Consider the following 23,603-nt stretch of genomic DNA (forward strand, 5'->3'; position numbering starts at 1 on the left):
CATTTTTGAGGAGAAAAATTAACTTGACTGGCTCGTTACTGGATAAAATTTATCTCGCTGAGGACGAAATTCAATTTGCATCTCGAGAGCCTTGCAAGCAAATTTCGAAGGGCAAAGGTTGGCCTAAAAATGAAGAAACGTGGTGTTGTGGGAATGCTTAGACGATGGTTCTTTTATGAGCCGTCCTAAAGATTTTCGAGCGATCATGACAGAGGCGGGCATCTGGCAAGTGTTGTATGACGGAGCACTCGTTCCACGATTAAGTGCACCAAAAGGACGCCGACCGATCAAACTGGCTGGTCGCGGATTCCTATATGAACTTAAAATTATCATAAGTTAAATCACTCTGCGCCCGTGGAGCGGATCTGCTCAAACACGTTGCGTGCGAATTCAAACTGCCGCGCCGTTCCCCGACCCATCGAATTGCGTCCAAGAGTTTCGGTGAGGATGCCACGTTGCACCAACTGTTCAACTGTTTCGATGACGCCGCCACGAGTTAAACCAGTAATTTTCATGATAGATGAAAGAGTTAGAGGCTCATGAGCCTGATGCATCATGTACAGTACATTCAGCATCCCGATCTGTTTGATACGTGATTGCGGCGATTCATCGTCAATCGGTTTTTCCAGAATTTCCCGAAGGCCAAAAAGAGCCAGCGCCTGGTTTTGCCATCGTTCGCTTAAATTGCTTGCCATTTTTTTAACTATATATTATTTGCATAGTAATGGAGTTGAGGCGCAACGAGTTCTGACAACGTGCCCAGCAACAAATCGGAGGATAGGAGGCATGAGCAACTTTCTCTTTCGTGGCGCCATCGCGGCTTTCGGGTTCGGTGCATTGTATCCCGGTTCCAGCCAAAATGCTCGCGCTGATGACTGGGGTTGTAAGGTTATCCTGTGCTTATCCAATCCCGGTGGACCTACGCAATATGCACAATGCCGTCCACCGGTGCAAAAGCTATGGCGGTGGCTTGCCAGAGGCAAGTCGTTTCCGACCTGCAGCAGCGCAGGGTTTCAGAGCTCACGTCCTCGCTACGAACCGTATTATTGTAATGACGGTTATCGCCTTACCGTTTCTTACGCTGATCGCAGACGCGTAGTATCTTGCGTCTCCACTTCGGCGCAGGCTGTAAACAGCATCCTATGCAAACATCGCAGCGAGCAGCTTCGCAATGACGATGGCCTGTTCGTTGATGCCAAATGGCACTACGAAAAAGGCTACCGTCAGTGCATGGGCCATAAAACTGCTCGACCTCTTGTTCGCGAAAAACCTAACTACATTGATGTAACGATCGACGGTGTCGGCAAGCAGAGGGTGTGGTTCTAGTCATGCCCGTATCGTTTGTCGATCTTGCCCACAACTGCGCGCCGTCCGTTGCTACCGAAACGCTTGCCGGTATTGTCAGCCTCGAAAGCCGTTTCGAACCATTTAACATCCGCATCAATAGCGGCCCTCCTTTAAAGCCACAGCCGGCCTCAAAAGCCGAGGCGATAGAAGTCGCTGTTGCGTTGGCCACCGGGCATCAGGACATTCAGCTTGGTCTCGCGGGATTAGGTCTTGATGACCTCAGTAGGCTCAACCTCACGATCACCGAAGCTTTCGATCCGTGTCTCAATCTGAAAGCGACTGCGACGCTGCTTGACAGCACCTATCGTCGCGCGATCCGGGCCGGTGCCGATGAAACCGAGGCTGGGGAGATCATGCTTCAGTCATTCTACGGGGGCGGAGATATCTCTGCTGGTTCATCTGCCGAGTATGACAATCAGATTCAACGCGAGATCGAACGGTTGAAATCGACGAACGCGACTTTGACTGTCCACGGTCACCAAGATGGACAGCGTGCAAAAGGGTCCGCTGCCACTTCCGATGCCATCGTAGATGTTGTTGCCAAGAATTCCGGCCGGAAGGCCACCTCCGACGCCACCGCGCCTTCCTGGGATGTCTTCAAGTCCAGGCGTCAGTCGTCGGTCCTCGTTTTCCAGAACCAGCGTGGAGGAGAATAAAATGACCTATGGTTACCGAATGCGCTCGATTTCAACGTCCGCCATTATGACGACCGCAATTTTCGCAGCTCTGGTCGAACCGGCCTTCGCCCAGGCCGCAGGCATCGAGTCCATCCTTCAGAACATCGTCGATCTCCTCACAGGCAATATCTTCAAGTTGATCGCGACCATTGCGGTCATACTGATCGCAGTCGCCTGGATGTTCGGTTACATGGACCTCCGTCGGGCTGGCTACTGGATCATCGGAATCGGCGTGATTGCCGGTTCTTCCGAGCTTGTCAGCACGATTGTCGGGAGTTGAGGCAATGTCGATCTCAGGGCCAGCGCTTGAGGAAGACACCCTGTTCATTGCCTGCACCCGACCGGCCATGTTCGCAGGTGTCACCATGGAAGCCATGGGCATGAATGTCATCGCAACCACGATTTTCTATCTCGCAGCCGGTTCCGTCGCCTATGCGCTCGTAGGTGTGGTTTTTCATTGCATCTTCCGCGCGCTCGTCAGGCACGATTACAACATGTTTCGTATCGCCGTAGCCTGGGTCGAGACGCGTGGCCGGTCGCGAAACACCTCCCTGTGGGGTGGCAGCTCGATCACTCCGCTCAGTCTCTACCGCCGGTTTGACGAAAGGGATCTTGGTCTTGCCTGATATCGCAATCTTCAAATCCCGGGAGCCTGGTCCTGAAACCTTCATTCCTTACGTGCGTCACGTCGATGAAACGACAATCGCCTTGAACTCGCGTTCGCTCATGGCGATGATTGCACTTGAAGGCGTTTCGTTCGAAACCGCAGATGTTCTGGATATCAATGCTCTGCACCGCGATATCAACACGCTGTACAGGAACATTTCCGACGAGCGACTCGCACTATGGACCCATCTGATCCGTCGGCGTGACAAGACCTATCCCGACGGAAGGTTTAAAGCGAAATTCTCCGCTCAACTCAACGAAAATTATCGCCAGCGCATGGTGAGCGAAGATCTTTTTCGAAACGATCTATATCTGACGATCGTCTGGTCACCGCTGCGCGATCCTGCCGAAAAAGCAGCAAACCTGCTTTCGCGTCTCGTCCGTGCGCGCAACGGCGATATCGAATTCGACCACGAGGCACTGAAACAACTCCGCGACAAGGTGGTCGACATAACAGCAGGATTGAAACGCTTCGAGCCACGAGTGTTATCGCTGTACGATGCCGACGGCCTGCTTTTTTCCGAACCGTGCGAGGTCTTGCATCAACTCGTCGGCGGACGAAGTGAGCCGGTCCCGCTCACAGAGGGACGCATTGCCTCGGCGATCTATTCTGATCGTGTTATTTTCGGTCGGGAGACAATCGAAATCCGGCACGAGGCTGAAAGCCGCTTTACCGGGATGCTGAGCGTCAAGGAATATCCCGCTACCACGAAGCCGGGCATGTTGGATGCTGTCCTGATTAGCCCCTTCGAACTGGTTTTGTCGCAATCCTTTTCCTTCGTCTCCAAGGCCGACGCCCGTACAATTATGGGGCGCAAGCAAAACCAGATGCTCAGCAGCGGCGACAAGGCTGCTTCACAGATCGAAGAGCTCGACGACGCCATGGACGATCTGGAATCCAACCGTTTTGTTCTCGGCGAGCATCATCTGACTCTGGCAGCGTTTGCCTCTTCAGTAAAAGAACTGAGCGACCACCTCGCAAAAGCGCGCGCGAGCCTCACCAATGGCGGTGCTGTTGTTGCGCGCGAAGACCTTGGTCTTGAAGCTGCGTGGTGGGCTCAACTCCCCGGCAATTTCAGATATCGCGCGCGCTCCGGTGCAATCAGCTCGCGGAATTTCGCAGCATTGTCGCCGTTCCATTCCTATCCAGGCGGCCAAAAGGACGACAACGAATGGGGCGCTGCCGTCGCGCTCCTCAAAACTGCATCCGGTTCGCCATACTATTTCAATTTCCATTACGGTGATCTTGGCAACGCTTTCATTTGCGGGCCATCGGGCGCGGGCAAGACCGTGTTGCTCAATTTCATGCTGTCCCAGCTTGAAAAGCACGATCCGCACGTGATCTTTTTCGACAAGGACCGCGGCGCCGATCTCTACATCCGAGCTGCTGGTGGCACCTATCATCCGCTTAAAAACGGCAAGCCTACCGGTTGTGCGCCACTTAAGGCACTCGACCTGACGCCAGAAAACAAGATCTTCCTCGCAGACTGGATTGGAAAGCTGGTGGGGTCGTTGTCGGGGCAGTTGTCTGTCACCGAACTGCGCGACATTGCCACCGCCATCGATGGGCTTGCGGATCTTCCGGTGGAACAACGCACGATCGGTGCGCTCCGGACTTTCCTCGACAATACGAACCCCGAAGGCATCGCCGCCCGGTTGCGCCGATGGGAGAGCGGAGGGCCGCTTGGCTGGGTCTTCGACAATGCCAATGAGGAAATCGGTTTCGGAAAATTCGGCTCAGGTGGAAAGTTGGTCGGGTACGATATGACCGACTTCCTCGATAATGAGGAAATCCGCTCGCCCTTGATGGCTTATCTTTTCTACCGCGTGGAGCAACTCATCGACGGTAGGCGCATTGTCATCGTCATTGACGAGTTCTGGAAGGCTTTACAGGATGACGCATTCCTCGACCTTGCACAGAACAAGCTCAAGACGATCCGCAAGCAAAATGGTCTCATGCTGTTTGCGACGCAAAGTCCTCGGGACGCGATCAACTCATTGATCGCCCACACCATCATAGAGCAGTGCCCAACGCAAATTTTTCTTCCGAACGCACGCGGAAGCCATTCCGACTATGTCGACGGTTTCAAACTGACAGAACGTGAATACGAGCTGATCGCACGCGAACTCAGCGTCGAAAGCCGCCGCTTCGTTCTCAAGCAAGGTCATAACAGCGTCGTCGCCGAATTGAACCTCAACGGCTTTGACGATGAACTCGCCATTCTTTCCGGTCGGACTGCCAATGTCGAACTTGCAGATGCAATTCGAAGTGAAGTCGGCGACGGGCTTGAAAACTGGATACCCCTTTTCCAGGAACGAAGGAGTGCAAGCTGATGAATGCGGATAAAATTCGGTGTGTGGCCATTGTTGCGGCACTGATCTTCTCAGCCGGGACTGCGAGTGGTGAAGGAATTCCTGTCATCGACAGGACATCAATCCTCAAGCACATGGAGAGCATCGCCCAGTTGAAATCGCAGCTCGATGCGCTCCATCAGCAGATCGAGCAGGCGCAGCAACTTTATGGTTCGCTCAACAAACTGACCGACATGGCCGATGTTGCCAGCGTTCTGAACGATCCGGCCATTCGCAAGGCGCTGCCTCCGGATTTCGCGGCCATTGAAAGCTTGTTCAAGGGCGATGGATCAGGCTCGATCGGACAATCTGCTTCAAAATTTCTCGAAGGCAATTCCCGCTATCGGACCGACGCCGACGATTACTACGCAAAGGAGTTATCGCGTGCCCAGAATAATAATGCCGGACAGATGAGCATCGGCCAGCAGATCTACGATGTAGCTACCAAACGCATCGACGGGATCGATGAGTTGCGAGAGAAAATATCTTCCGCCAGCGATGCCAAGGAGATCGCTGACCTCCAGGCCAGACTACTGGCAGAACAGGCATTCCTCCAGACAGATGTCTTGCGAATGGAGGGCTTGCAAATGCTTCAGCGCACACAAACCCGGGTCGACGAACAACGCAAGGCCGAAGACTGGCGCAAACGCATGGATTCGATGAAAGCGGTATTGCAATGAAACGGCTTGTTTCGATTGCTGTCCTTGTCTGTGTGACTGGCTGCTCTGAAGAAAAGAACCCAACCCTTCCCGTTGAGGTGCTGATGGCGGACGAGACGCTGCTCAACCGCATCCTTGCCGAATGCCGTAATGATCCGGGCCATCTGCGCGGTACGCCAGGGTGTGTGAACGCTGAAGCGGCGGACGGAAAACGAAGGTTGCGCAAGATGCGCGAAACGTTGGGGAATTGATGCGATGTATCAGGTGTTCGACTTCATCGATGGGCAGTTCAAACAACCACTGGAAACGTTTGTTTCGGATGGAACGTTGAACATCGCACAATGGATAACAGGCCCGTTGACCGCTGCCGTCACCCTATACATCGTGCTTTATGGTTATCTGGTACTGCGCGGCTCGGTTAGCGAGCCAATCCTCGAATTCGTGTTCCGGGCGATCAAGCTCGCGATTATCGTAACGCTGGTCAAGAACGCCGGCGATTACCAGACCTACGTCACGAACGTTTTCTTCAATGTGCTCCCGCATGAAATTGCCGGGGCACTCAACTCTGGTCCGGCTCCAGGTGCCAGCACTTTTGACAGTCTTCTGGACAAGGGACAGGCGTCCGCTACCGACATCTGGTCGCGCGCTTCCTGGCCCATCGATATTGTTACAGGCGTTGCGGGAATTCTGGTGATCGCGGTGAGCTTTCTGGTTGCCGGCATTGGCTATGTCGTCTCGCTTTATGCGCGTCTGGCATTGGCAATCATACTGGCGGTCGGGCCCATCTTCGTTGCACTGGCTCTGTTTCAGTCCACAAGGCGTTTCACCGAGGCCTGGATCGGACAACTCGTCAATTTCGTCATTCTGCAAGTCCTCGTCGTTGCGGTGGGATCGTTGCTGATCTCGTGTATCGATTCCACCTTTACTGCCATCGATGCCTATTCCGACGTCCTCATGCGTCCGATTGCCCTTTGCGCAATCGGGATCGCCGCACTCTACGTTTTTTATCAACTCCCACATATTGCTTCGGCGCTCGCTGCCGGAGGCGCATCGCTTGCCTATGGTTACAGCACAGCGCGTGATGCTCATGAGGGTATGCTTGCGCGAAGCACCAGAAGCACCGGGCGCGCCCTTAAACGCACTGTTCGTCTCGTGGGGCGAACGGTTGGCCCCAGAGGCGCGAACACATGACGTTATCGAAAAGAAGAGGTTTTTCCCGATGAACAGATTTTTCTGGTCCGTTGCGCTGGCCACATTGCTTGGCGGCTGCGCATCGTTGAACAATCCCTTGCCGAAGTGCGATGGCCAGGCCCGTCGTCCGCTCAATCGCGCGATGTGGCAATGGGACGAGAACCGAAATCTGAAATCCCACCGACCCGATACAAGATCACCGATGTCAGCATTGCCTTACGTTGAGCAGAGCAACGAACCCGCGGCGTTTTCCCATCTGAACTTGGTTTTGTCGCATCGTTCTTGCGCGGGGTGAGGAGATGGTTACGACTGAAAGCCTCAAATCCTACTTCGAAAAAGCGCGCCGTTTTGACCAGGAGCGGATGATCCAGATAGAGCGATCGAACCGATTGGCGTGGTCTATCGCGTTGGCAGCAAGTCTGGTTGCGGTCGTCTCGATCCTGGCAGTTGCTGCGTTGACACCATTGAAGACGGTGGAGCCCTTTGTTGTTCGTGTCGACAATTCGACCGGTATCGTCGATGTGGTTTCGGCGCTGACGTCAACCGCCGGGACTTACGATGAAGCGGTGACAAAATATTTTGCAGCGAGATATGTTCGTGCCCGCGAAGGTTATGTCTGGAGTGAGGCACAGACAAATTTCAGGACGGTCGCGCTCCTCTCTACGCAAGCGGAGCAGGATCGCTTTGCGAGCCACTATCGCGGTAGCAATCCAGGTTCGCCGCAAGTCATCTATGGGCGTGCGGCGACGACCAAAATCAGGATCGCTTCAATCTCGCTTATAAATCAGAACGTAGCGTCCGTGCGTTATATGCGCACCGTCACTCGAGGTGATGAAGTCCGGACGACACACTGGATCGCAAGCCTGACCTATGCCTACGCCAATGCACCCATGTCCTCCACGGATCGTCTTGTGAACCCGCTTGGCTTTGCGGTTAGCGAATATCGTTCGGATCCGGAGGCGATCAATTGATAAGACAGACACTCCTTTTATCTGCACTGTGTTCAGGTGCCGCCTTTCCGGGGCATGCCCTCGAAATTCCGCACAGTGCCTCGCAGGATAGCCGCGTCCGCTTCGTCAATTATCAGCCCTTCAACATCACCAGGATCGTTGGTTCGTTAAGATCTTCTGTCCAGGTTGAGTTTGCTGCAGACGAAGAGATCGCCCATGTCGCGCTTGGCAACAGCGTTGCCTGGGAAGTTGCACCAGCCGGCAATATTCTGTTTCTAAAGCCGCGCGAAAAACAGCCGGTCACCAATATTTCCGTAGTAACGACCAGACGTGACGGTTCCACGCGCAGCTACCAGATGGAATTGACTGCGCGAGACGGAACCGTTGAGGTAGGCCAGAGTACCTTCTTCTATGTGAAATTCCGGTATCCTGCAGATGAAGCAGACGCGCGACGACAGCAAGCTGCGGCACGTGCACGCGCTGCCAAGGCCAGGGAAGCTGACGATGTGCTGGCCCTCCATGAAGCCTATGGGCCTCGCAACTGGCGCTATTCGGCGCAGGGGCCCCAGTCGCTCGAACCGCAAACCGTCTACGATAACGGCAAGATCACGACTTTCGCTTTCGTGGGCAATCAGGAAATGCCGGCAATCTATATCGAAAACCCGGATGGCTCAGAAAGCCTGGTGTCGAAATCTGTCGACGGCAACCTAGTCTTGGTTCACGCGATCAGCAGTAAGTTCATCCTGCGCCGCGGCAAGGACGTTTTGTGTGTTTTCAACGAAGCCTACAGCCGCGTCGGCATCAATCCGGATACCAACACCACGTCACCCTCCGTAGAACGTGTCACGAGATCCGATCCCGCGGAACAATAAAGGGGGAAAACATGGCAGACGAAGAAGAAGCCCGTATCCCCGGTGAGCGCACCGAGACGATCACCGATCAGCGCATCGACAGCAATCCGGTTGTCAAACGCGGCGCGATTGCACTCGCAGTAGTGGCGTTTATCGGCTTTGCCATCTGGTCTACTTCCGGAAAGGACAACAAGGATCAACGTACCGACCCTGAGCGTGTGATCATTCGCCAAACCAACGCTTTTGAGCCAGCAAAGGAGAAGGTGGAGCCAGTTGCGCCTGTGCCTGCGCCAAAGACGGTGCTTCCAACACCCACATTGGAGCCAGTTCCGGAAATAGAAGACAAGCTGCTCGATTCCGCACGTCGGGCACCCGTTCTGGCCTATAGCCGGGAACAGGGTAAGTCACCGGTACGGCAAGCCGGTGACAATCCGGCACAATCGATAGATGGCAACTTCTTGCCGCTCGATAGCAACGCGATGAGCCAGGGCCAGGTGAGCAACGATGAGCAACGGTTCGATAGTCTATTGCGACCGACACGTCTTGAAGGCGCACGCGCAGGAACGCTTGGCAATCGTAATTTCATCGTCGCGATGGGAAACTCCATTCCTTGCGTGCTCGAGACCGCACTCGCTTCCGATCAACCAGGTTTCACGAGTTGCGTCATTGATAGAGACGTACTTTCCGACAATGGCAGGGTGGTATTGATGAAGAAAGGGACGCAGGTCGTTGGAGAGTACCGCGGAGGGCTTCAGCGTGGCCAGAAACGATTGCTCGTTTTGTGGAATAGAGCGAAGACGCCCGAAGGAGTGATCATCACGCTGGCATCTCCCGCGACCGACGCGCTTGGACGCTCTGGCTTCGATGGCCACATCGATAGGCATTGGTGGGAACGCTTTGGAAGCGCGTTGCTTTTGTCGATTGTGGGCGACGCAACCAGCTATGCCAACAGTCGTCTGCAGAATAGCGGTGTCGAAGCGCAAGACACCATGAGTGCCGGTCAGCAAGCAGCGGCAATCGCAGTCGAGAAGTCGATCGATATTCCCCCAACGCTAAACAAGCACCAGGGCGAGATCGTCGCCATCTTCGTGGCTCGTGATCTCGATTTTTCGGATGTTTATCGCCTTCGCGTTACCGAACCTAAGAAGCGCATCTTCGATCGGGCTGTGTTGGGTGATTTCAAGCCGGAAGCGAAAGTGGTGACGAAGTAAAGGTAGTAAAGGATGGATAGCACGAATGCGGCAGTCGTTCGCGAACTGTTGTCACCAATTGCAATCTTTCTCCAGGACAGGTCGCTTTATGAAGTGATTATCAATAAGCCTGGGCAGGTACTGACAGAAGGACCCGATGGATGGTGCTCCCATGATGCACCGGGTCTGACCTTCGAAAGGCTCATGCGTCTTGCAAGGGCCGTTGCTACATTCTCGAACCAGTCTATCGATGAAAAGCGGCCAATTCTTTCGGCGACGCTTCCAGACGATGAACGCATTCAAATCGTCATACCGCCTGCTACCACGAATGCCACGGTCAGCATCACGATCCGCAAGCCATCATCGGTGGACCTCGCGCTTGAGGACCTGGAAGCTAATGGCTTCTTTTCCGAAGCGAGAAGCACAGGCGCAGCCTGTTCAAGATCGGAAACCAAACTGGCGGAGTTATACCGCAACGGCGAATATAAGTTGTTTCTGCAGCACGCCGTCATTGCCCGCAAGAATGTCGTAATTTCTGGCGCTACGGGTTCTGCCAAAACAACCCTTGCAAAGGCTCTGATCAAACACATCCCCCAGCACGAACGAGTGATTTCGATCGAGGACACACCAGAGCTGGTTATTCCTCAGCCCAATCATGTGCGTCTGTTCTATTCGAAGGGCGGGCAGGGGCTATCCGGGGTCGGTCCCCGCGAACTTCTGGAATCCTGTCTTCGCATGCGACCGGACCGTATTCTTCTGCAGGAATTGAGGGATGGCACTGCATTTTATTATATCCGAAACGTGAACTCGGGACATCCCGGCTCGATCACCACCGTTCATGCCGGATCGACACAACTCGCATTCGAGCAACTCGCCACCCTCGTCAAAGAATCGGAGGCGGGACGTGCTCTTGAGCGCGTTGAAGTGCTTTCGTCACTTAAGATTGCCATTGATATCGTGGTTCAGTGCAGGCGAATTGACGGTTCTTTCAGGGCTACGGAGATTTACTTTCGCGACGAGTTGGAAAGCTAAGCCGGAAATTAATGGGTGTCGTCCTTCTTGCTCCAGCCACGATCAGCGCTCAATCACCGATTGACCAAGGAAGTCCAGAAATGCGGCAATGCTTCGCGGAAGGTTTCGTCCCTGCATGGTTACGATTTGCAGCACACTGGCCTTCATGGTCTCGTCAACTACAGGAATGGCAACAATGTTTTCCGGAAGGGTATTGTCCTTACTACCGGCTGAGCTGGAAAACATAATCGTTTCCGCGGCGAAGGCGAATACCTTCAGGGTTGCCATCGAGTTGGTGGAGAAAACGGGATCCATTGCCAGTCCCTTGGTGGCCAGAGCGGCGTCGATGAGCTGACGCTGGGTTCGGCCCTTGTCGGGCATGGCCATCGGTTCTTTTGACAAATCGGCAAGTGTAACCTGTTTCCGACCGGACAGCGGATGGGAACGTGGAATCAGGGCGTACATCGGCCTTCTGACAATACGCTCGATCTTCACCCCGGCAGGTGCGGAATAACTGTAGGTAATGCCGATATCAGCATTGCCTTCATTGACGCGTTCGCAAATTTCTGACGAGTTTCCCACCCACACATGAAAAAGAACGCCCGGAAACTGCGCACGAAAATCAGCAATGATACGCGCCAGGCGATCGACCGCGAAGCCCTCGTAAGTTGCGACACGCACTAGCCCGCGCTGCGGACCGCGCATTTCCCGCACGTCAGCCAAAGCGCGTTCGGTATCCAGTGCGATACGCCTGACATGCTTGACCAGCAGTTCGCCTGCTGGGCTTAAAACCATACCGCGCGGTCTGCGTTCGAACAGTTCCACAGCGAGTTCGGTTTCCAGTCGTGATATCTGGCGGCTGATCGCTGAGCCCGAGACGTTCAACTGTGCGGAGGCCTCGGTTATCGAGCCTGTTCGGGCTACTTCCAGAAAATAGCGCAAGGCAATGTGCTGCATAACGGCCTTTCTGCTTTGCCAAAAACGCAACGATATGAACTAATTTATGAAATTGTGGCATGTCTATCCGCTTGATATCAAGCCTGAACTGAGGATCGAGGGGCCTTAACGTCCCGATATTTCGCTTTTAGGGAGGTTTTAATGTCTGTTTTCACCAGTGAGGCGATTGCCGATGCAACGGCTATTCGCCAACAATTGCACAGCAATCCCGAGCTCAAGTATGAGGAACATGCAACGAGCCATCTGGTCGCTGAATTCCTCAAACAGCGCGGCTATGAGGTCAAAACCGGGCTCGCCCAGACGGGGGTACTTGCCATCCTTGATACAGGGCGCCCCGGCTCCTCAATCGGCTTTCGTGCCGATATGGACGCATTGCCTATCCAGGAAGAAACAGGTTTGACTTACGCTTCGAAGACACCCGGCAAAATGCATGCATGCGGCCACGACGGACATACCGCTTCGCTGTTGTTGGCGGCGGACAGATTTGCGCGGCATCATGAGCATCTTTCTGGGCGGATTACGCTGTTGTTTCAGCCAGCAGAAGAAGGCGGCCTCGGGGCCGCACGCATGATCGAAGAAGGTGCACTGGACCGGGTCGAGACCATTTATGGATATCATAACCGGCCCGGTTACCCCTTAGGGCGGGTCTTTGCCAAGGCTGGACCTGCTATGGGTGGAAGTTCCCTTTATGAGGTCACCATAACGGGTAAGGGTGGTCATGCTTCCCGTCCGGACCTGGCCATCGATCCGGTATTTATCGGAGCAGGAGTTATTCAATCGTTGCAAAGTGTCATTGCTCGACGCGTGTCACCGTTGGAATCAGGTGTCGTTACCGTCACCCAGTTCCATGGCGGCAACAGCCACAACGTCATTCCAGGCCAGGCAACAATGATGATCAACACGCGCGATGGCTCGCCTGAAGCCGCAGCGACAATCGATAGGGAACTTCGCCGGGTCGTTACGCAGACTTGCGAGGCCTATGGTGCAAGCGTCAGACTGGAACAGACAATGCGGATTCCGCCCGTCGTCAATGACAGCGATGAGACGGACTTTACAATAAGGGTTGCCGTCGAGACCGTCGGCGCTGAAAACGCCGGTTTCATGTATCAATTGCCCACGATGGGTGCGGAAGATTTTGCATTCTATCTGGAAAAGATTCCCGGTTGCTTCTTCTTTGTCGGTAACGGTGAAGATAGCGCCTACCTCCACCATCCGCATTACAACTATCGCGACGAGATATTGCCGGTGGCAGCGGGCATGTTCGTCGCAATCGCTGAACAGCGCCTCAAAACAAATCCTTGAAAAGCCGGCTTCAGGTCGCGGTTTAACCCCTCTGCTTGAAGCTATTCATCATGATGCCGACCCTGCGCCGTCGGGAGGAACCGCATTACAAGGTGGGGATCGGACAGTACAGGGCCTGGAAGGGAAGAATTAATATGCAACGTTTTTTCAATGCGATCGAACGGGCGGGCAATAAACTGCCGCATCCCGTCATCCTTTTCGCATCTCTTTGTGTTGTCGTCGCGCTTTTATCATGGGTTCTGGCAATCTACGGCGTATCAGGAGTAAATCCGAAAACCGGCGCAAGCGTCACCGTCAAAAGCCTCGTGTCTGGCGAAGGACTGGTATTTGCTCTGACCACCGTGGCCAAGAATTTTGTGATGTTTCCACCACTCGGTGTGGTGCTCGTTATTATGCTTGCCATCGGAGTTGCGGACAAGACAGGTCTTATTGCTGCACTGATGCAGGTCAGCGTGATGAAAGCCCCCCGCTATCTGACTACATTCGTCATTTTTCTGGTTGGCATGTGCAGCCACGTTGCGTCTGATGCGGCCTATATTATCCTCATCCCGCTTTCAGCGATGATTTTCCAGGCAATGGGCCGGAATCCTCTGGTGGGTGCAGTGACAGGATATGTAGCTGTCGGAGCTGGCTATGATGCGAGCCTGCTGATCACGCCAGCAGACGTTATACTTTCAGGCATTACAACAAGTGCTGCACACACTGTCGATGCAAACGCATACGTATCGCCTATCGACAACTACTATTTCATTGCGTCCTCAGCGATCATACTTTCAATTGTTGGCGCATTCATCATCGAGCGAATTGTTGAACCTATGGCTGGTACCTATCGTGGTAGTGTGGTGCTCGATGTTCATCCTGTCAGTGAACTGGAGCTGAAAGGGTTGAAGCGCGTTGGTTGGGCAACCCTGGCACTCATAGCCATTATAGTCGCAGCCGTAGTGCCAGCCGGATCTCCGCTTCGCAATGAAAATGGTGGACTGGTACCTTCACCATTCCTGGAAAGCGCAGTGGCTATTTTTGCCATATTCTTCCTCTTCCTCGGCTGGATCTATGGCCGGACTGTCGGTAAAATCAAAACTTCACAAGACGGCATAAACTTCATGGCAGAAGCAGTGAAGGAGCTTGCACCGACATTGGTTCTGTTCTTTGCCATTTCGCAGTTCCTTGCCTGGTTCAAGTGGACAAACCTGGGGGAGTGGATCGCCGTAGGTGGCTCTCACATGCTCGATGCCAGCGGATTTGGCGGCATTCCGCTTCTGGTATCGTTTGTCGTACTGGCTACCGTCATGAACCTGTTTATCACGTCGGGGTCTGCACAATGGTCCTTGATGGCACCGATTTTCGTGCCGATGATGATGCTGGTTGGTTTCGAACCGGCACTGATCCAGGCAGCTTTCCGCATTGCTGACTCCTCCACCAATATCGTGACGCCGATGAGCCCCTATTTCGCGGTCTGCCTCGCATTCTTGCAGAGGTATCAAAAGGATGCGGGTATCGGAACGCTTGCGTCGATGACAATCCCCGTCGCACTTGGTTTTCTTGTCTCGTGGTTGTTGTTCCTTATCCTCTGGATGGAACTCGGTCTGCCGATCGCACCGGGCGTGGGGTTGTTTATCCAGTAGCAAGTTGCCGGGCGTTCATCTGTAATGCCACTAAATTGTCTGAATCAGAGCTCCCTGGCAACCGTCAGGGAGCCGTTGGGCATATACGCGGAATTTCAGGCCCGTATGACTCTAGTAATCAGCTCTGGAGGAGCTGTTTACAATTTCTATCAGGTCGCGCCACGCCGCTATCGTCGGAAGCATAATGTTTTTTTCCGTCACAAAACGGGTGAAGCAGGAGTACGCGACCGACACCAATAATTATGCTGCTTTATCCTCTACAAGACGGTCTCTTCCCCGCTGCTTGGCTTTATAAAGATTCGTATCTGCACGCGTGATTGCAGAGTTGAACGGTTCGCCTTGTTCCACCGTTGTTAAGCCAAAACTTGCGGTCAGATGGAGATGCGCAGATATATGAGGCCATTTTCGTGAAGCGAACTCCAGCCGCAATGCCTCAATTAGCGTGACTCCAATGTGCATGGAGGTTCCAGGTAACAAAATTGCAAATTCTTCACCACCCAAACGGGCCACGCAGCTTCCACGCCCTGCCCATTTTTGTAACAGTTGAGCGAAATCAACTATAATCATATCGCCGGCGTGATGGCCAAATCGATCGTTCACCATCTTGAAGTGATCAATGTCTGCCAGGACAATTGTCATTGGTTCGCGCGCTCCTTGGTCAAGGTGAACCGAACTTATAAATGCCTGCATACCTCTTCGGTTACGCACCTGGGTTAGTGGGTCGGTGTGAGCCAATTCACGATAATGATGAATTGCATCCACGCCAGCTGCGATGACAATCGCAAAGGTCGTCAAGACGCCGCCAAAAAGACCTGTATACTGAACCATGACCCCTGGGAATGAGTTGCTCCACGAGCCAATCGGGCCCTCAATGTCGTTCGATGATAAGTAGAATATACATTGGAATATAATTGAAGAAGCAATGATAATGAATGCTGCTATAAATATCTTGTCAGAAGCCGTCTTCTTCAGCGACTTTACACGCCAAAGAGAAATTAATATCAGCGATGCTGTGCCTACAAGTATCGATAAAGTCTCTAGCCGTACGCTTTGGTAAAGTATTAGTGATAGGGCGGCTGTGCAGAGGAATAAGCCTGCAACGAGCCAATCCAGAGCTTGAACGTTACCAGGTTTGAAGCGTTCTGTAAGTGCTCGACAGCAAATGAGGACGCCAGTCAGGATCAGCGCGTCTTCCCACAGCGGTTTAATCGCCGAGAATGTTTCGGTACGGATAAGCATGAAGCCATAGCCGGTTCCAAGCAGGCAAAGTCCGACACCCCAACGGGTGGTCTGAACTCCAAACCGGCCTGCAACAATCAGACCAGTACCGCAAAAAAGGATCAATAATGGAACGGACCATTCCAACGAGGAATTGATCATTTAATGTGGCCTTCTTAGGATGCAGTCAGATAGTATTGGCAGCGAAAAAAGAACGTATGGTCAAGAACTATGCATTGTTACGCTTCATCAGTTGATCTGCCGGCTCCGCTTTCCCAAAACACCGGCGAGCGGAAGAGCTCTCGCAGACGGATTGAAAGGCCATTTCTACTGGCAGTAAGGTGGCTTCTTGTCACCGACCATGCTGCAACCACGCTTGATTTCATCCCTGATCATGTCGCACGAATTGCTTGCATTACACGGCGGGTGCGTTGCAGGTGAGATCTCCTTGCATTGATTAACAAGAACGTTTGCTGCCTTCGCACCGATCTCCTGTCTGCATTCTGTCGAGGATTCGGTGTCAGCCTCGTCGGCCTTCTTTTTCAGCCAGCCTAGTTGGTGGTTAAGGAGATCAGCTCTTTGGCGTGTTAGATTTTCCTTGCAATCTGCTTCTGAAACCATGATCGCATAGTTTACTTGCTGATATCGGCACTCACTGTCGCGATACTTGATCCAGTTGCGTTGGCTCTCCTTGAGCTGCATTTGATTTGAGGCCGGCAGAGAGTTGATTACCTGGCTATAGAGATCATTCAGTCTGCGGTCTGCCGCTTTCAGGTCGGCGTATGCGACCGACGACTGCATTATTGCGAGGATAAGGAAACCCGCAGTCGCTAAACGTTTCATGTCCTGTTCCAACCTCTTGTTGTCATGCATTCTTCAGTCCAGACGGTACCAATGTCCGTTGCCACAACTACTTGGTCGTGTAGCCCCCATTGACCAGAATGGTCTGACCGGTCATCCACCAGCCTTCAGAGACCAGAAGGCGTACCCAGGGAACTATGTCCTCAATATCTGTTAGTCCTGTTTTCGAGAAATTCGACAATGCAGCAGCTGTCTTGTGATAGGCAACCGCGTCCTCGCCTTCAGCAGGATAGAAAAACGGCGTATCCATCGGGCCAGGTCCGATAGCGGTCACTGAAATGCCGCGTTCTCCGAATTCCTTTGAAGCTGCCCGCGTGAAATGTTCGACCGGAGCTTTTGTGCCGGCATAGCTGGAGTAGAATGGCGTGTAGGCGCCGAGCAAGGAGGTAACGAGCGTACAGATCTTGCCATTGTCATTGATTTGTGTGCCGGCTTCCTTGATGAAGAAAAAAGCGGCTTTGGCGTTCACCGCAGACATTTCGTCGTATTCGGCTTCCGAAATCTCGGCCATTGGCTTCTTCAAAACCTTGCCGACGGTATTAATAGCAATATCTGGCTTGCCAATTGCCGCAATAGTGTCGGCAAACAACTTCTCGGTCGCCCCTGCTGTGACGAGGTTTGCCTGAAAGGCGACTGCTTGTGCACCCAATGCCTTCACTGCGGCTACCGTAGCGTCGGCATCGGCCTTACTCGTCGCGCTGTTGTAGTGAATCGCAATTGCCCTGGCGCCGTGTTTGGCGAGATCCCGCGCAATGAGTCCGCCAAGATTTTTCGCGCCGCCAGCTATAAGAACGGTTTTATCTTTGATGGAATGATCAACCATTAACGCGACCCCTTCAATTTTTTATCTACAGGCAACCCGGAGGCTGTTTCCGGCTACGCTGTCTTGAATAAATCGGGAGACCGCTGTCAGTTAAAAGAGGGCGGACTGACAGCGGTCTGTCACGATGGCTGATGTTGAATACGTTCGGGCGTCAACATCAGCCACCGCTGACTATTTTACCATTTCATACGAAAGCCGACTGTTCCCTTGACAGAATAGCTGTCGCCGAAGTTGTTGAGACTGGTGTTGACAAGGCCCTCGCCATAGATCGAATACTTGTCATCATCCCAGTTATAGGTACCGCCAATCCCAAGACCGCCCCAAACGCGGTCATTGCGGCTGGCAAAGCTCACTCCCTGAACATCGACCTTAGTTCCTTCAAGGAACTCATAGTAGAGATTGGCGATGCCGTAGACGTGGGTCCGGTCAAGCAAGCCCTTGTCATTTTGCCATGAGTTCTCATGATCAAGTGTAAGGCCGAGACGGCCCTGCAGGCTCTCGCCGCGATCAACGCTGACACGTGAACCGAAAACGTCGGTAAATGCGTCAAAATCGACGTTCGAATAGACCAGCTGTGCTTGTGGGGTGAGGGACCATGCCGGGTCAATGGCAATCCGCTTGCCACCTTCCAGCGAGAGGGTATAGCCGAAGCCGTCATTGCCATCCGTCAGGTTTGTGTTGGCAAGAAGGGAATTCAGATCGCTCGTGTACCACGTCACCTGTCCCTGACCGTCGAGATAGAAGCCGTTTTCGCCATACCACGTCAGTGTACCGCCAAAACCGTAACCGTCCGTACGGATCTCGCCATCGCCGTAAACGGAGTTTATGTCGGTTTTGCCATGGGCGTAATGGATTGTTACTCCACCAATCAGCTTGCCGTTTTCGGTTTCAGTCAGCAGTCCATCAATACCGGCCTGGAGTTTGAAGACATTCTGGTCGTAATCGGTAGCCGACGTCGAGAAACGCGGTTCGATGCTGTTATGGGCGCCTTCGATACGGCCCCATACACCGTTGCCTTCAATTGCAACGCCAGCTTCTTCCGGAGCGGCATAAGGCGTTCCAACCGGGTCAGCGCCCTGCGCAACAACCTTGTTACCATTGCCGGCCCAAAAGCGATTGCCAACGCGCTGCTGCAACGTAGGCACGCCATTCAGGCCAAGCAATGCCTGCGGGTAGGCTTCATAAGTAGGCACACCAGCCTGATAAAGTGGAGCCGTCGGCGTTGTTGGATTGGTCGGCGTCGTTGACGGATTTGATGGATCTGTCAATTGGGAACGCAAATACCAGTTGCCATCAGTCGGGGTTGAAGTGCCGCCCTGATAGAGTTGATAGGCGTAAGCGCCTGCAACCACTGCCTGCTTGCCACCGACCGTGTAATCACCAATGAGCGAAAACGATCCATTGGACGCACCGTTCACTTCAATGATTCGGATACCTTCATTGGTCTTCGCACCGGTTCCACCGACATTGTTGACGCCAACATTTGTCGTGCCCGATGTATCGCCATTGACGATGATCATATCTGTCTTGGAGCTGTCGTCGCCGAGCGCAACATCGAACAGCATCTGTCCGCCATTGCCGTTGTAGTTGCCACCGACTATCACAACATCGCCGACGGCATCATCGACCGTGGTGATGGTTCCGGCATTGGTTACATCGCCGCTAAACGAGTAAACTCCGGCTCCGTCGCCGGTACCGACAAAAGTGGAGGTCGAAGCAATCGTCATATTGCCGTCGAAGTCGAGCGACGCCATGCCGTCGAGTGTAGAACCGATATTCAGGAACACACCGGTCGTTCCTTCATCCGGTTCGCCGACATGCCATGCTCCGTCATCGATCGACAAATTGGCCCCGTCCAGCTTGACGACTTCCCAATTGGCAATCTTGCCGCCATTCGTGGTCGCGGTCACGCCCTTGAGCGTAAGTGTATCGATCATGCCGTCGGCAACAGAGGTGTCATCGCCGCCGTCCAGCACCTGCGAACCATCATAGGTCGATGCACTCACAGTTGCGGTATCGGAACCATCCTGGCCGTAGAAGCCGCCAGCGAACTTGCCGCCTGTCCAGTTGAATGTGTCATTGCCTTCATGGTTGGCGATACCGTCGTTGCTCTGAGGGTCGTCCCTGTCATCGCCATAAATATTACCGGTATAGCTTCCACCAGCCAGATTAAAGGTGTCATTGCCGAGACCGAGTATCGCGTCGCCGGTTACAGTGCCAGCGCTGTTGACTGTGACATTGCCGCCGACCGTATCTGATGCAACCGGATTACCCGCAACACCTCCATCACGAATGGCAATCCCGGATGATGCGTTCAGGGCCGCCGAAGCCGCAATGTCGATTGTTGCGCCATTCGCTGCAATTGTCTGGATGCCCGAACCGGCCCCACCACTAACTTTGCCAACGACGTTGACCAATGATACGCCCGTACCCCTGTTCCAGGCTAGGATACCGGTTTTACCCGCAATGGAGCCCGCCGTCTGTTTTACACTCAGATCGGTGGCGCTGCTGCTGTTCCGTGCAAAGACCCCGTAGTCACCGGAAGCAGTCACGTCGCCGGACAACGTAACTGCAGTCGAACCCGTTCCCGCATTGTCTGCGAAAACACCATAGGTACCGCCTTTGACCGATCCGGACGTTTGCTGGATGACCAAGTCCTTCGCTGTGCTGGCGTTAAAGGCATAAAGGCCGGCTCGGACGGTTGCTGTTACGTTTCCGGAACTGACGATCGTCGTTGTTCCGGTACCGCGGTTATTGGCGTACATGCCAAACCAGTTGCCGGAGACCGATCCTCCCGTCTGGATAAGGCTAATATCCGTCGCTGAAACATCATTGTAGGCGTAAACACCGTAGGTGTCGTTATTGGTCGCGCCGGTCTGGGTCTGGTTTACAATTCCGGCCGTCGTGATCGTCACGGCGCCGGTACCCCAGTTATCGGCGCGAATGCCATGCGTGTAACCGGTTATGGTGCTATCCGCATCCTGTGTAATGGTAATGTTCGTTGCGCTGGATGAGTTTAGCGCCCACACACCATTGTCGCCTGCTCCATTCACTTCACCGGCGACACCGATTACAGTCGCGCCGACGCCACCATGGACCGTGTGAATTCCGTTGTCCGCACCAGAGATGGTCCCACCAGTCTGACTGACGATCAAATCTGTCGCGTTAACTTCGTTGCTTGCGTAGATAGCGTCACCGGATGTCCCCGTCACCGTGCCTGATGATGTGACTGTAGTTGAGCCGGTACCGTAATTGGTGACGTAAATGCCTTCTGTTCCGGTTGTGCGGCCATTCGAGGTGATGGCAACCGAGCCGGTTCCATCGTTGATCGCTAAAATGCCCTGACCACCAGAGGACGTGATGGATGAAGCATTTCCATCAGTCAGAGTTATTCCGCCGATTGCGTCGACCCTGATCGCTTCTCCAACAGTTGATACACCGAAGCCTGGCTGCGTGATAACTGTTGCCTGTGTAGGGGAAGAAATACTCACCGGAGCATCGCCACCGGTGCTCGAGGCGGCACCCGAACAGCTCCAGGTATCAGAACCCGACGGAACGCAGTCACCTGCCATTGATGGCGATGACCAGCCGAACATTGATGCAAATGCTGCCGCGGACAGCACTGAAACGCCGGTGAGTGACTGAATAAATCCTGTTTCACAAGGCGCTATACCACCAACTATTCCCTTGTACTTGCCGACGCGGCCTCCACGAAGCCAGCTCACTTCATGCTGATCATTATTTCCACTTTTTTGTCGCCCTGGTTTCAACGATGTCCCCTTCCACATCTAACTTGCTTCCTGACGCAGGCAATTCGCGCCGACAAAATAATATCCGGCGTTGATGGCCGTCGATTTCTGGAAATCTATGAATAAATCATTCCCATACCTGGATACTGTTCTTAAAATTTTCGAAAGTGCCGTGCCCGTATCCTGAACAAGACAGAGAATATTGGTATTGCTCAATGCAAAGTCACCGTCGTTCATGGGATACTTGTAATCGGTATGTCTAACAGCATGTACTCATAAGGCAATTGCAGAAACTGTCACAAACTGTCATTTCCTGTCGTTGCGGCGCCATTTCTTGTTCTGGCATGAGCATGTGCGTCACGGCTGGTTCCGAAGCCGGGCATCCTGAGCGGCGGCGTGGCAATTCCGGTAAATGAGGTTCGGATGATCGGTCTAACAAGGGTCGTTATTCCGCTTTGGATATGGGACTTGCCCCAAACCCTGCCTCGATGGGCAGCGAGAGGCAAAAGGTTGATCCCGTGGTATCGCTGGCCGCCAGTGTGACATCGCCCCCATTCTGTCGGGCGATCTCGCGTGATATATAAAGTCCCAGGCCAAAACCTGTTGTGGTTTGGCCTGACGATCTAAAGTATTTCATGAATATCAGTTCGCGCTCATCGGGTTCAACGCCTTTACCTTGGTCAGTTACACTAATAAAAGCCATGTCCTTATCAGATGACAGATGAATTTTTACAGAGTACTTAAAGTGGGAGTATTTCAGCGCATTTTGAATCAGGTTGTGTAGCGCGATCTCTATAAGAACGCGGTCACATTTAACCGGCGTTCTACCACTATTCACAAAAGCAATGCGATCAGCGGTAACCTCATCAAATCCCATCCGGGCCGTGTGTATAATCTCGTTGAGATCAAATACTTCCGCTTGCCCGGACTGTGATTGTCCCGCATCTATCCGGTCGCCAGCCAGCACGTTTTCGATTAGCAATACCATCCGTTTAACGGTGCGACTTATTTTGCCGATGCGCAATTTTATGCTGTCTGTGCCATCAGCCAGTGAAATGAGCAGATTGTCTGCAGCAGCTGCAATCACGGCCAGCGGGCCCCGGAACTCGTGGGACACCACGGCTACAAAGTCCCGTTGTTGTGCGAGAGCATCGTTAACCGAGTCGAGAGACTGCTGGAGCTTTGTCTCAAGCAGCCGGCGGCGTTCCACCTCGGCCTCAAGCGACGCATTACTCTCCGCAAGTTGCGCCGTTCTTTCCCGTACCTTGACCGTCAGTTCGCGTTCAGCTGCCTGCGAGATGGCCAGAATGCGATCCTGCTCTGCTCGTTGACGACGTTCGGTACGCTGCTCAGCCACGCGGCCAGCAAGCACAATCAGCACAAGGCCAAAGGCTGCAATGGCTCCGGCGACCACGAAATGTTGCCGTTGCATGGTGCCCAGATGATCGATCGACGCCAGGGTAAGCAACTGGTACTGCGCGTTGACCAGCGGTTGGCGCCGTACCAGATAGGGGTGGCCGTCGATCATCCACTGGTCGCCTCCTTCCACGTCCGCGATCTGGTGCGCGGCCATCGCCTCTCCCGGGCCCTCGTCGCTGTTCGAGGGCTGCAGGGTTTCCGGCGGCAGAACCGCCGCTACATTGCGTAACATGAACGTCGCAGAAGACGCCGTCGTTATTCGTCCCTGGCGGTTCACGATCAATGCGATGTGTCGACCTGTCAGATAGTGTGCCATTACCGGTGCATCAAAACGCACCGTTACCGAGCCCAATGCCTGGTCGTCAGCGTCCTCAATCCGACTGGTCACAAAATACGATGGCATCTGGTTCAAGCGAGCTATACCAAACAATTGTCCGCTACCCTCGCGTAATGCATCAACCAGATATGCCCGGCCGGTATAAATCTGGCCAACTATGTTAAAGGAATCCGCCCACTGGCTGGATGTCAGCGTATCGTGTGACAAATTGTTCATATAGATACGGGCATACCGGAGATCGTCGGATAGCCGCGTCATGAAATCGCCGACCAGGCGAACGAGCGGATCGCTTGTAAGTATAGCTGCCCGCTCCTCACGGGTTAGTTCCGGGAACCCCGGGGGATCAACCCGATAGCGAGAGGCAAGCTCAATTACCCGGTTCTGCTTCGCAACCATGTTAGCGACGCTGTTCATCTCC

General features: G+C 53.6%; 21 protein-coding genes. 14 read left to right on the forward strand and 7 right to left on the reverse strand.

The features are described from left to right. Positions 1-341 precede the first annotated feature (341 nt). Entirely contained in the window at positions 342-695 is a 354-nt protein-coding gene (locus AC1RHM_RS08510) for a hypothetical protein (protein ID WP_010660278.1), read from the reverse strand. Between the two features lie 91 nt (positions 696-786). Between AC1RHM_RS08510 and AC1RHM_RS08515 the strand changes: the two genes are divergently transcribed. From AC1RHM_RS08515 to virB11, 12 genes are all read left to right on the forward strand, one after another. Continuing rightward, positions 787-1,326 (forward strand): hypothetical protein, encoded by a 540-nt coding sequence (locus AC1RHM_RS08515; RefSeq protein ID WP_191192566.1) that lies wholly within the window; start codon positions 787-789, stop codon positions 1,324-1,326. A 2-nt stretch (positions 1,327-1,328) separates the two neighbouring features. Beyond that, the gene (locus tag AC1RHM_RS08520; RefSeq protein WP_010660277.1) at positions 1,329-2,003 is read left to right on the forward strand and encodes a lytic transglycosylase domain-containing protein; all 675 of its coding nucleotides are present in this window, start codon (positions 1,329-1,331) and stop codon (positions 2,001-2,003) included. Positions 2,004-2,022: 19 nt separating this feature from the next. Continuing rightward, positions 2,023-2,304: a TrbC/VirB2 family protein gene (locus AC1RHM_RS08525; protein ID WP_404577594.1), complete on the forward strand. Its 282-nt coding sequence runs from the start codon at positions 2,023-2,025 to the stop codon at positions 2,302-2,304. 4 nt (positions 2,305-2,308) lie between these two features. After that, on the forward strand, positions 2,309-2,650 hold the full coding sequence (locus tag AC1RHM_RS08530; protein WP_010660275.1) for a VirB3 family type IV secretion system protein: 342 nt from the start codon (positions 2,309-2,311) through the stop codon (positions 2,648-2,650). Further along, a complete protein-coding gene (locus tag AC1RHM_RS08535; RefSeq protein ID WP_479884635.1) occupies positions 2,643-5,024 on the forward strand; it encodes a VirB4 family type IV secretion/conjugal transfer ATPase in 2,382 nt (793 codons plus the stop codon). The genes AC1RHM_RS08530 and AC1RHM_RS08535 overlap by 8 nt, the downstream gene beginning before the upstream one ends. Next, entirely contained in the window at positions 5,024-5,722 is a 699-nt protein-coding gene (virB5, locus tag AC1RHM_RS08540; RefSeq protein ID WP_151895778.1) for a P-type DNA transfer protein VirB5, read from the forward strand. The genes AC1RHM_RS08535 and virB5 overlap by 1 nt, the downstream gene beginning before the upstream one ends. Then, positions 5,719-5,952 carry an EexN family lipoprotein gene (locus tag AC1RHM_RS08545; RefSeq protein ID WP_025091596.1) on the forward strand — a complete coding sequence of 78 codons (234 nt, stop codon included), beginning with the start codon at positions 5,719-5,721 and terminating at the stop codon, positions 5,950-5,952. Before virB5 ends, AC1RHM_RS08545 begins: the two co-directional genes overlap by 4 nt. A gap of 4 nt (positions 5,953-5,956) precedes the next feature. Beyond that, positions 5,957-6,892, forward strand: a complete 936-nt coding sequence (locus AC1RHM_RS08550) for a TrbL/VirB6 family protein (protein WP_112672314.1) — start codon at positions 5,957-5,959, stop codon at positions 6,890-6,892. Between the two features lie 299 nt (positions 6,893-7,191). Further along, positions 7,192-7,863 carry a VirB8 family type IV secretion system protein gene (locus tag AC1RHM_RS08555; RefSeq protein ID WP_025091594.1) on the forward strand — a complete coding sequence of 224 codons (672 nt, stop codon included), beginning with the start codon at positions 7,192-7,194 and terminating at the stop codon, positions 7,861-7,863. Next, positions 7,860-8,714 (forward strand): P-type conjugative transfer protein VirB9, encoded by an 855-nt coding sequence (gene virB9 / locus AC1RHM_RS08560; RefSeq protein ID WP_439647226.1) that lies wholly within the window; start codon positions 7,860-7,862, stop codon positions 8,712-8,714. The genes AC1RHM_RS08555 and virB9 overlap by 4 nt, the downstream gene beginning before the upstream one ends. 11 nt (positions 8,715-8,725) lie before the next feature. Beyond that, positions 8,726-9,904 carry a type IV secretion system protein VirB10 gene (virB10, locus tag AC1RHM_RS08565; RefSeq protein WP_151895780.1) on the forward strand — a complete coding sequence of 393 codons (1,179 nt, stop codon included), beginning with the start codon at positions 8,726-8,728 and terminating at the stop codon, positions 9,902-9,904. Between the two features lie 12 nt (positions 9,905-9,916). Next, complete coding sequence (gene virB11 / locus AC1RHM_RS08570) at positions 9,917-10,915, forward strand: P-type DNA transfer ATPase VirB11 (protein ID WP_025091591.1); 999 nt, start codon at positions 9,917-9,919, stop codon at positions 10,913-10,915. Positions 10,916-10,957: 42 nt separating this feature from the next. On the opposite strand, the gene AC1RHM_RS08575 is transcribed toward virB11, so the two are convergent. Beyond that, complete coding sequence (locus tag AC1RHM_RS08575) at positions 10,958-11,851, reverse strand: LysR family transcriptional regulator (protein WP_151895781.1); 894 nt, start codon at positions 11,849-11,851, stop codon at positions 10,958-10,960. Positions 11,852-11,992: 141 nt separating this feature from the next. Between AC1RHM_RS08575 and AC1RHM_RS08580 the strand changes: the two genes are divergently transcribed. Continuing rightward, entirely contained in the window at positions 11,993-13,153 is a 1,161-nt protein-coding gene (locus AC1RHM_RS08580) for a M20 metallopeptidase family protein (RefSeq protein ID WP_151612675.1), read from the forward strand. A gap of 50 nt (positions 13,154-13,203) precedes the next feature. Beyond that, positions 13,204-14,778 carry an AbgT family transporter gene (locus AC1RHM_RS08585; protein WP_246683448.1) on the forward strand — a complete coding sequence of 525 codons (1,575 nt, stop codon included), beginning with the start codon at positions 13,204-13,206 and terminating at the stop codon, positions 14,776-14,778. Positions 14,779-15,018: 240 nt separating this feature from the next. Here AC1RHM_RS08585 and AC1RHM_RS08590 read toward each other — a convergent pair whose 3' ends face one another. The 5 genes from AC1RHM_RS08590 to AC1RHM_RS08610 all read right to left on the reverse strand — a co-directional run bounded on the left by AC1RHM_RS08590 (position 15,019) and on the right by AC1RHM_RS08610 (position 23,599). Continuing rightward, complete coding sequence (locus AC1RHM_RS08590; protein WP_151895782.1) at positions 15,019-16,158, reverse strand: GGDEF domain-containing protein; 1,140 nt, start codon at positions 16,156-16,158, stop codon at positions 15,019-15,021. A gap of 165 nt (positions 16,159-16,323) precedes the next feature. Continuing rightward, a complete protein-coding gene (locus tag AC1RHM_RS08595) occupies positions 16,324-16,839 on the reverse strand; it encodes a lysozyme inhibitor LprI family protein (protein WP_479884631.1) in 516 nt (171 codons plus the stop codon). Between the two features lie 67 nt (positions 16,840-16,906). Further along, positions 16,907-17,680, reverse strand: a complete 774-nt coding sequence (locus AC1RHM_RS08600; RefSeq protein ID WP_151665415.1) for an SDR family oxidoreductase — start codon at positions 17,678-17,680, stop codon at positions 16,907-16,909. 176 nt (positions 17,681-17,856) lie between these two features. Then, entirely contained in the window at positions 17,857-21,276 is a 3,420-nt protein-coding gene (locus tag AC1RHM_RS08605; RefSeq protein ID WP_492332517.1) for an autotransporter outer membrane beta-barrel domain-containing protein, read from the reverse strand. Between the two features lie 598 nt (positions 21,277-21,874). Beyond that, complete coding sequence (locus AC1RHM_RS08610; RefSeq protein WP_246683450.1) at positions 21,875-23,599, reverse strand: sensor histidine kinase; 1,725 nt, start codon at positions 23,597-23,599, stop codon at positions 21,875-21,877. Positions 23,600-23,603 lie beyond the last annotated feature (4 nt).

The sequence above is a fragment of the Brucella sp. GW823-FHT04E01 genome (assembly GCF_058796175.1).